The sequence below is a fragment of the Candidatus Limnocylindrales bacterium genome, assembly GCA_035571835.1.
GTDB lineage: Bacteria > Desulfobacterota > Binatia > UBA1149 > CAITLU01 > DATNBU01.
Genome location: DATNBU010000018.1, coordinates 155,771 through 166,050 on the forward strand (window position 1 = coordinate 155,771; position 10,280 = coordinate 166,050).

Here is a 10,280-nt window from a genome sequence, read left to right on the forward strand (position 1 = left end):
AGCGGAAATCCCGATCCCGTCGGATTGCCGTTCTACTTCGGAGCGGCTTCGAGCTCGCGCGCGAGAATCGCGATGTCGTCGAGCGAGGCAACGTCGACGTCGCGCGCGGCCAGTTCGAACACCGGCGGATCACCGGGCCCGCCCAGGCTTTCGCGAAGATGAACGAGCGCGCTGCGCTCGAGCGCGCGCAGGGCATTCATGTCGGCTTCCATCGCGATCACCGCGCCGCGCTGGCGCGGCGTAAGTCCCGCAAGCCGGATCGCATCCGGCTCGGACGACGGCGTCGCCGCAGGCGTCACGCGATTGGCAACGACAGCGGCAACGCGGATTCCCATGCGGTCGAGACTCGCGCGAAACGCGAGCGCATCGGCGACGTCGCCTTCGCGTGGTCGCGTGACGAGGACGAATGCCGTCTCCGGTGCACGCAGCAGCTCGTCGATCGCGCGCGCGCGGCCTTCGAGGCCGCCGACCAGATCCGAGAACAGATCGACGAACTGGCCGACCTCACGCTGCAGCGGCGTGCCGGTCACGCGGCCGATGGCGGCGATCACGAGCGAGATCGTGGCGCGAGCCAGCACGCCGCCGGTGCGTGCGACGAGGCGTGCCGGCTCGGCAATGATCGAAAGCGCGCCGGTATCGAGAAGACCGGCCAGGCGTGACGGCGCCGAAAGCAGCTCGGTCGCGTTCGTGGCGGGCGGCGTGTCGACCACGAGGCAGTCGCGGCCGCCCTGCGCGACGAGCTCGTGCAGGCGCTGGAACGCCATGTAGTTCTCGGTGCCGCCGAGCTGCTCGGAGATTGCGCGATAGATCGGGTGCGCGAGCAGCTTCTGCGTGACGGCCGCCGACGAGGAGTTCTCTTCGATCATGCGGTCGAACGTGCGCTTGGTGTCGAGGCGCATTGCCGTCAGCGTGCCGCGCGCGCTTTCTGGCAGCGCGACGTCCTGCGGATCCGCGCCGATGGTCGCGATGCCGAGCGCGTCGCCGAGACGCGGAGCCGGATCCACGGTAAGCACCGAGACCATCGCGCCGCCGCACGCCTTGCCGTACGCGATCGCCGCCGATGCGGATGTCTTGCCGACGCCGCCCTGGCCGACGAGCACGACGAGTCGCTTGCCGTAAAGCGCCGCCGCGAGCGATCCGGCTGCCGGCTTCACGCAGCGTCCTCGTCGAGGCGGTCGAGCACCGCCGCGATGTCCTGTTCCGGCGCTTCGGCTCCCTGCCTGCGAAACGAGAATGCGATGCGCGGGCAGTGGCCGACGGTTTTCTCGAGCGCATCGACGAGCTCGAGCTGGCGGCGATGGCGGGCGATGTACATGGCCGCGTCGGCGGAAACTTTCGACCGGCGGATGCGGTCGCCGTCCGTCTTCGAAACGTAGGCCGGCCAGAAGCCGTTGACGACGACGCGGCAGGCCGCGACGCCGGCGTCGGCGACCTGGTCGTGCAGCATGCGGATCTCGGTGACCGCGAGCTCTTCCGGCGTCGTGACCAGCACGGCAGCAAAGCGGCGGGGATCGGCGAGCGCGGCGAGCGCGGCTCCGGCTTCGCGCGCGACCGGTCCGAACGGCGCGAGGTCGTGCACGCGCGACGGTGCCGTCAGCATCGGAACGCTGTGGCCGCTTGCCGGTGCATCGACGACGACGACGCCGCGCCTGCGCCGCGCTTCGGTGGTGATGGCCGTAAGCGCGACCAGATCGCGAAGTCCCGGCGCAGCGGCAGCGACCGCCGAGAACGTGCTGCTGTCCTGGAGCCGCCTTGCGATGAATGCCAGACCGAGAACGCGGGTAAGAAAGCTCTCGAGGTCGCGGCGCTCGTCGAGGATCTTCTCTTCCGGTTCGGAGACGCCGCGCCGGCGTTTCGCGGTGCGGTCCTCCTCGGCAGGCCCTTCGTCTCCGGTCGCGTGCGACGACGACGGCATGCGCATCAGCAGCGACGGACGCCCTCGCCGCAGCGCCTCGCGCGCGAGGGCGGCGGCAACGCAGGACTTCCCGGTGCCTCCCTTGCCGGTCACGAAAAGGATGCGCGCACTCACGATCTCTCGCGTCTAGTACGGCGCCGGGCCGCCGGCAATGCGAGGTGAGCCGGCAACTCTGCAGGCCGATCCGTTGCAAGGCGCGGGGCGACTACCCATGATCCCGCGCATGGACGCGGCGGTCTCCGGAATTCCTGCGGGCGAAGAGGCGCGCCCGCGCAGCGCGACCGTCAGCGACATTTTTCTTGCCCGCCTCGGTGCGCTCGAAAAACGCGTCGGGATCGAGCTCGAGCGCTCGGCCCCGTCGCTCGGACCGGCCGGCGAATACGCACTGCACGTCGCGCGGCTCGGATGGCGCGCAGCCTCGAGCCTGGCGGCTGGTGCGACAACTGCGGCGGGCCGGCGCGAGCTGTTTGCTGCATGGACGGCCGGGGGTCCGGTCGACGAGCTCGGCTTCGATGCGGGGCTCGCCGAAAGCGTGCGCGAAATCGTCAAACCTCTGTCGCGGCGCTGGCTCGGCCTTCACGAAGCTGGAAGCAGCGCGTTTCCCGAGCGTGGAGGGGTTCTCCTTCTGGTGAACCGGAGCGCGTGGCCGATTCCGATCGAAGCGCTGGTGCTCTGGGCGTGGCTGGGAGACGGGCGGCTCGCGGGCCGGCGGCTCGCCGTGCTCTGGGATGCGGATTTTCCGGAGCTTCCGTATCTGTCGGATTTCTTTCGAAGGATCGGGCTGGTTGCGGCGACACGCGAAAACGCGTCGGCGCTGCTCGAACGCGGTGCAGTCGTGCTCGCGTTTCCAGAGGGCGTCGCGGCACGGACGAAAACTTACGACCGGCGCTATCGGCTCGCGCGTTTCGACTCGCACGGCCTGTTTGCCGCAGCGCTGGAATCGGGCGCGCGCATCGTTCCGGGAGCCGTGCTGGGAAATGAAGACAGCTACCCGCTCCTCGGCAGTTTCGGTTTGATCCCGCTCACTGCGCAGTTCCCCCTGCTGGGGCCTGCCGGCATCCTGCCACTCCCCGTGACATGGACCATACGACTGGGTCCCGCGCTGGAATACGGCGGCGAGCGGCAGGACGCGTCCGCAACGGACGCCATCATGGATGCGGTTCGGGCCCGCATGCAGGCCTGCATTGGAGAGCTTCTCGCGGTCCGATCCTCGCGCTGAAGCGTCGCCGCGCGGTCCACGCGCTGAACGACAATTTATTTGCGCGCCGGTCCTTCGGCCTTTCACCCATCATAAAGAAATGTTAACTCATGGCGCTCCATAAGGATGGTCGCGCGGGGGGCCCGTCACGAGACGGGGTCTGCGATGATCCTCCTTTCTAAAGAATGAGCTTCTGTCGAAGGAAGCACGTTGAACGGTCGCCACGCCGTTTCGGGGAGGAATTATGGTTTCGAAATCCATGAGGCTTTCGCTGTCTGCGCTGGTCATGATGAGCGCATTCACTTTTGCCCAACCTTCTGTCGCCGCCAACAAGTGCCAGGGCGCCGGAAACATCGCTAACGGTGTTCTCGAGGCCGGCGAGGAATGCGATGAAGGCGGGGGGGCAACCGGTACGCCGTGCTGTCCGGGCAGCGGCGGGCAGGGATGCAACATCCGGTCGAATGCGACGCTGTGTCGGCCGGCAGCGGCGGGCGTCTGTGACGTGGCGGAAAATTGTACGGGCACCGACGGCAAATGCGCCGCCGACGTGTTCGCGGCATCCACCGTGACCTGCCGGGGCTCGGCGGGCGTTTGCGACAGTGTCGAGTCGTGCACCGGCACGAGCAACGCATGTCCCACAGATACGTTCGCATCGACGAGTACGGTCTGCCGCACGGCCACCGGCGTCTGCGATGCGGCGGAAACCTGCACCGGCACGTCCTCGACGTGTCCGGCGGACGGCCTGCTTTCGACCGCAACGACCTGTCGCGCGGCCGGCGGTGTTTGCGACCTTGCGGAGGTCTGTCCCGGCAACTCGGTCAACTGTCCTTCCGATTCCAAGAGCTCGGCGGTCTGCCGCAGCTCGGCCGGCATCTGCGATCCGACCGAGACATGCGACGGAGTCACCAACAACTGTCCCGCCGATTCGAAGAGCGGCACCACGCTGGTCTGTCGCGCCTCAATCGGAACCTGCGACACTGCGGAGCGATGCGACGGCACCGCCGCCGCCTGCCCGACGGACGCGTTCTCGGCATCTTCTGTGTTGTGCCGCGGTTCGGCCGGTGTCTGCGACGCCGCGGAAACCTGCACAGGTACGTCGAACACGTGCCCGACCGACGGACTGCTGGATTCGACCACTACCTGCCGCGGGTCCGCGGGAGTTTGTGACTCCGCCGAAGTCTGCACCGGTGCGTCGACAGCGTGTCCGACAGATTCGTTCGTGTCCTCATCGACGACTTGTCGCGGATCGGCGGGCGTCTGTGACCTGGCGGAAAACTGCAGCGGCGCGGCTGCCGATTGTCCTGCGGATACCAAGAGCACGGCCGTATGCCGCGGCTCGGCGGGAATCTGCGATACCGCGGAGACGTGCAACGGCGTAAGCAACGCATGTCCGGCGGATACGAAGAACGGCACCGCGACGGTCTGCCGCGCGTCCGGCGGCATCTGCGATCTTGCCGAAACCTGCGACGGCGCCGGCAACGCATGTCCTGCCGACACCAAGAGCACGGCCGAGTGCCGTGCATCGGGCGGCATCTGCGACGTTGCTGAAACCTGTGACGGCGCCGGCAACGCATGCCCTGCCGACACCAAGAGCACGGCCGAGTGCCGCGCATCGGGCGGCATCTGCGACGTCGCCGAAACCTGTGACGGTGCGAGTAACGCCTGCCCCAGCGATTCGAAGAGCACCGCCGAATGCCGCAGCTCGGCGGGCATCTGCGACACCGCCGAAAGCTGCGACGGCGTCGCCAACAGCTGTCCTGCCGATACCAAAAGCACGGCCGAATGCCGCGGCTCCGCGGGCATCTGCGATACCGCTGAAACCTGCGACGGCGTGGACGATGCATGTCCCGCGGATACGAAGAGCACGGCCGAATGCCGCGCGTCCGGCGGCATCTGCGATCTGGCCGAGACCTGCGACGGCGCGAGCGATGACTGTCCGACCGATGCAAAGAGCACGACCGAGTGTCGCGGCTCCGCGGGCATCTGCGACACCGCCGAAACCTGCGACGGAATAGCCAACGCGTGTCCTGCCGATACCAAGAGCACCGCGGAATGCCGCGGGTCTGCCGGGATCTGCGACTCGGCTGAATCCTGCGATGGCGCGAGTGACGATTGTCCGGCCGATACGAAGAGCACGGGCGAATGCCGCGGCGCTGCCGGCATCTGCGACACGGCGGAAACCTGCGACGGCGTGGACGACGCATGTCCTGCGGACGCGAAGAGCACGGCCGAGTGCCGCGCGTCCGGCGGTATCTGCGATCTGGCCGAGACCTGCGACGGCGCGAGCGACGACTGCCCGACCGATGCAAAGAGCACGGCCGAATGTCGCGGCTCCGCCGGCATCTGCGACACCGCCGAGTCCTGCAACGGCGTGGACGACACATGCCCCGCCGATACGAAGAGCACGGCCGAGTGCCGCGGCTCCGCGGGCATCTGCGACACCGCCGAATCCTGCGACGGTGTGGACGATGCATGCCCGGCCGATACGAAGAGCACGGCCGAGTGCCGCGCATCGGGCGGCGTCTGCGATCTGGCCGAAACCTGCGACGGCGTAGCCAACGCGTGTCCTGCCGATAGCAAGAGCACGGCCGAGTGCCGCGGCTCTGCCGGCATCTGCGACACCGCCGAGACCTGCGACGGAATAGCCAACGCGTGTCCTGCCGATACAAAGAGCACGGCCGAGTGCCGCGGCTCCGCCGGCGTCTGCGACTCCGCCGAGACCTGCGACGGAATAGCCAACGCGTGTCCTGCCGATACCAAGAGCACCGCCGAGTGCCGCGGCTCCGCAGGCGTCTGCGACACGGCCGAAACCTGCGACGGCGTGGACGACGCGTGTCCTGCCGATACGAAGAGCACGGCCGAATGCCGCGGCGCTGCCGGCGTCTGCGACACGGCTGAAACCTGCGATGGCGTGGACGACGCGTGTCCTGCCGATGCGAAGAGCACGGCCGAGTGCCGGGCGTCCGGCGGCATCTGCGATCTGGCCGAAACCTGCGACGGCGCGGGCGATGACTGCCCGTCCGATGCGAAGAGCACAGCCGAGTGCCGCGGCTCCGCCGGCATCTGCGACACCTCCGAAACCTGCGACGGTGTAGCCGACGCTTGCCCCGCCGATACGAAGAGCACGGCCGAATGTCGCAGCTCCGCCGGTGTCTGTGACACAGCCGAGTCGTGCGACGGCGTAGCCGACGCGTGCCCGGCCGATACCAAGAGCACGGCCGAGTGCCGCGCATCGGGCGGCATCTGTGATCTCGCCGAAAGCTGCGACGGTGTTGCCGATGCGTGTCCGGCAGATGCGAAGAGCACGGCCGAGTGCCGCGGCTCCGCAGGCATCTGCGACACCGCCGAGTCGTGCGACGGCGTAGCCAACGCATGTCCTGCGGATACCAAGAGCACGGCCGAGTGCCGCGGCGCTGCCGGTGTCTGCGATACCGCCGAGTCGTGCGACGGCGTTGCCGATGCGTGCCCTGCGGATACCAAGAGCACGGCCGAGTGCCGCGGCGCTGCCGGTGTCTGCGACACCGCCGAGTCGTGCGACGGCGTTGCGGATGCGTGTCCTGCGGATACCAAGAGCACGGCCGAGTGCCGCGCGTCCGGCGGCGTCTGCGACCTTGCCGAAACCTGCGACGGCGTGGCCAATGCGTGCCCGAGCGACAGCAAGAGCACGGCGATCTGCCGCCCGTCGGCAGGATTCTGCGACGTCGACGAGACCTGCGACGGCATCGCCAACGCATGCCCGGCCGAAGCCTTCGCGTCGTCGACGACGACGTGTCGCCCCTCGAGCTCGATCTGCGATCAGGCCGAAACCTGCACGGGCGCCGATGCCGCGTGCCCCGCCGACGGCGTTGCGCCGTCGACGACGGTCTGTCGCGGTGCGGTCTCGATCTGCGACGCAGCCGAGAACTGCAATGGCGCGGATACGATCTGTCCGGCCGATGTTTCCGCATCGACGGCCACGGTGTGCCGTACTGCCGTCAGCGCTTGCGATGCGGTCGAGAACTGCGACGGCACCGGAGCGTGTCCGGCCGATGCGTCCGCGGTCATCGATACACCGTGCGGAAGCGGCACCGAGAACGACTGCAACCATGCCGACAGCTGCGACGGCTCGGGCACCTGCAGGACCAACCTGGAGCCTGCGACGACGCCGTGCGGAAGCAGTAACGACGACGTATGCGACAACGGCGACACCTGCGACGGCTCGGGCACGTGCCAGCCGAACAACGAGCCGAACGGCACGTCATGCAACGACAACGCGTTCTGCAACGGCACCGATACGTGCGTTGCCGGAGCCTGCACCGGGCACGCGGGCGATCCCTGCCAGGGCGCCGATGGCGACATCAACTGCGCCGAGAGCTGCAACGAGGCCTCCGATAACTGCCTCGGCAACGATCCGGACGGCAGCTCGTGCGATAACGGCGACGGCTGCACGACCGGAGAGACGTGCACGGCCGGAGTCTGCGGCGGCGGCGATTCGTCGCCGTGTGTCGACCTGTGCGGCGATACGCCGGTAGCGTCCGGATGCTTCGCAGCCGGCAAGTACAAGTTCAGCATCAAGGATACCGGCGACATCACGAAGAACTCGATCAAGTGGCAGTGGAAGACCGGAGCTCCCGTCAATCCGACGGCGCTCGGCAGTCCGCAGACGACGACGCGCTACGCGCTGTGCGTGTACGACCGCACCGGCGGTACGCCGAACAAGGTGGCTTCGTACGAGGTGCAGCCGAGCGCGTTCTGGGTCCCGAAGACAGGCGGGTTCCAGTACAAGGACAAGAACGGGACCCAGGACGGCGTCAAGCAGATCAAGCTCAAGGCTAGCGTGACTCCCGGGAAGTCCTCGGTGGGCTTCAAGGCATCCGGTTCGAACCTGACGCTGCCGCCGACGTTCGACTCGACCTTCTACTTTGATGTCGATCCGTACATCACCGTGCAGATGGTCAACAGCGACGGAAGCTGCTGGACGACAGACTTCACGACCTCGCAGGTCAGCAAGAACAACACGCTGCAGTTCTCGGCGACCGGGCCGTAGTCCACGGGGTGGCGGATGCTTGGGCATCCGCCACCCGTCCCTCGGGCCTTAGGGGCCGGCCGGTACCTCCATCCGGCCTGAAGGGCCCACCTCCTCGTGGGCCATCCGGCCTACGCCAGGTGAATCGGCTCGCGAATCACCGCCGCCGGACCGGGCTTACCCAGCGAAAAATCGTACTTCCCCGTGCCCCACACCGGGGAAACCCCCTCCTGCGCTTGTTGAATTTCTTGGCCATGCTAAGTCTTTTGCCGGGGAACGCCGTCTTTACGGCAGCAGAACGGGAGGCCTCGTCTTTTGGCTTTCCATGCATCGGCAACGGCAGGGGAAGTGCCGTGCCCGGAGGGAACATGGGTTTCATCAAGAGGACGGCGAAGCCGTCCATGCCGACCTCGAGACCGGGGAGATCTTTCGCTGCTGCGCTTGCCGCCGCGGTCTGCATGCTGAGCGCCAGCCAGGCTCAGGCCTCGGGCACGGTCACGGCGGTGACGATCAGTGCGCAGAGCGGAACTCTGAGCTCCGGTTCGGCGGGAAGCGCTACATACACGGTCACGGCCGTTCACGGCGGCAGCGGCGCAATGACGGTGACGTTCGACGCGCCGATCTTCAGCGGCGGCACTCCGGCGGGAGTAACGACGTCGTACACGACGAATCCGGTGACCACCGCCGGGCAGGGCGATGCCGTAACGACGCTCACGATCAATACCACCAGCGCAACCCCGGCGGTCGTCCGGACATTCACGATTCGCGCGTCCGAGTCCGGCGGTAGCAATGCGACGAGTGCTGCGCCGGGTACTTTTACCGTTACCGCGGTTTGCGGTGATGGCGTGACGAACGGTTCCGAAGCGTGCGACCTCGGCACCGGCAACAACGGCGCTGCCGGCCGCTGCTGCTCGGCAACGTGCACGTTCGTCGCCACGTCGACGGTCTGCCGCGGTTCCGGCGGCATCTGCGACACGGCGGAGAACTGCACGGGCACCTCGCAGAACTGTCCGGCGGACGCGTTCGTCTCTACGGCAACGACGTGTCGCTCTTCCGGCGGCGTCTGCGACCCCCTCGAAACATGCACCGGAACGTCTGCGACGTGTCCGAGCGATTCGAAGAGCAGTGCGACTTGCCGCTCTGCCGCCGGCGTGTGCGACGCCGTGGAAACCTGCGACGGCGTCGCCAATGCGTGCCCGGCGGATGTCAAAAGCGGGACGGGAGTAACGTGTCGCAACTCCGCCGGCATCTGCGACCTCGCAGAGAACTGCAACGGCACCAGCAACACCTGTCCGGCCGATGCCAAGAGCAGCTCGGTCTGCCGCACGTCGGCGGGCATCTGCGACTCGATCGAAACCTGCGATGGTGCGGCGAACGCCTGCCCGGCGGATGCCAAGAGCACCGCCGTCTGTCGTGCATCCGGCGGCATCTGCGACGCGACGGAAATCTGCGACGGCGTGGCCGACGCCTGCCCGGCTGATGCGAAGAGCAGCGCCGTGTGCCGGTCGGCAGCCGGAATCTGCGACGCAATCGAAACCTGCGACGGAGCGTCGAACGCCTGCCCCGCGGATACCAAGAGCACGGCGGTCTGCCGCGCGTCCGGCGGAATCTGCGATCTCGCCGAGACCTGTGACGGCGTGGCCAACACGTGTCCGTCGGATGCAAAGAGCACGGCCGTGTGTCGGAGCTCGGCCGGCATCTGCGACCCTGCCGAAACCTGTGACGGCGCGGGCAACAGCTGCCCGTCGGATACGAAGAGCACGGCAGTATGTCGCGCGTCCGCCGGCATCTGCGATCTGACAGAGACGTGCGACGGTGCGGGCAACAGCTGTCCGTCCGATACGAAGAGCACGTCGGTGTGCCGCACGTCCGCCGGCATCTGCGACCTTGCGGAGACCTGCGACGGCCTCGCCAACAGCTGTCCGACCGACGTCAAGAGCACGTCGGTCTGCCGCACGTCGGCCGGCATCTGCGATCTTGCCGAGACCTGCGACGGTGCGGCCGACGCGTGTCCGGGCGACGCGAAGAGCACGGCTCAGTGCCGCACGTCCGCCGGCGTCTGCGATACCGCGGAAACCTGCGACGGCACCGGCAACTCGTGCCCGATCGACGCGAAGAGCACGGCCCAGTGCCGTGCATCCGGCGGCATCTGCGACGTGGCG

At 67.8% G+C, this 10,280-nt stretch carries 5 protein-coding genes; 3 read left to right on the forward strand and 2 right to left on the reverse strand.

The genetic code is table 11. The features are described from left to right. Window positions 1-32: 32 nt before the first annotated feature. Together VN634_09060 and VN634_09065 are read right to left on the reverse strand one after the other, a co-directional pair. Entirely contained in the window at window positions 33-1,154 is a 1,122-nt protein-coding gene (locus tag VN634_09060) for an ArsA-related P-loop ATPase (GenBank protein ID HXC51018.1), read from the reverse strand. Beyond that, window positions 1,151-2,029, reverse strand: coding sequence for an ArsA-related P-loop ATPase (locus VN634_09065; GenBank protein ID HXC51019.1), 879 nt, complete (start codon window positions 2,027-2,029; stop codon window positions 1,151-1,153). Before VN634_09065 ends, VN634_09060 begins: the two co-directional genes overlap by 4 nt. Window positions 2,030-2,126: 97 nt before the next feature. Between VN634_09065 and VN634_09070 the strand changes: the two genes are divergently transcribed. The 3 genes from VN634_09070 to VN634_09080 form a co-directional block, all read left to right on the forward strand. Further along, window positions 2,127-3,134: a 1-acyl-sn-glycerol-3-phosphate acyltransferase gene (locus tag VN634_09070; GenBank protein HXC51020.1), complete on the forward strand. Its 1,008-nt coding sequence runs from the start codon at window positions 2,127-2,129 to the stop codon at window positions 3,132-3,134. 223 nt (window positions 3,135-3,357) lie between these two features. Further along, entirely contained in the window at window positions 3,358-8,139 is a 4,782-nt protein-coding gene (locus tag VN634_09075; protein ID HXC51021.1) for a hypothetical protein, read from the forward strand. 380 nt (window positions 8,140-8,519) lie between these two features. After that, window positions 8,520-10,280 (forward strand): hypothetical protein (locus tag VN634_09080; protein ID HXC51022.1); only part of this gene is annotated, 1,761 nt, incomplete at its 3' end.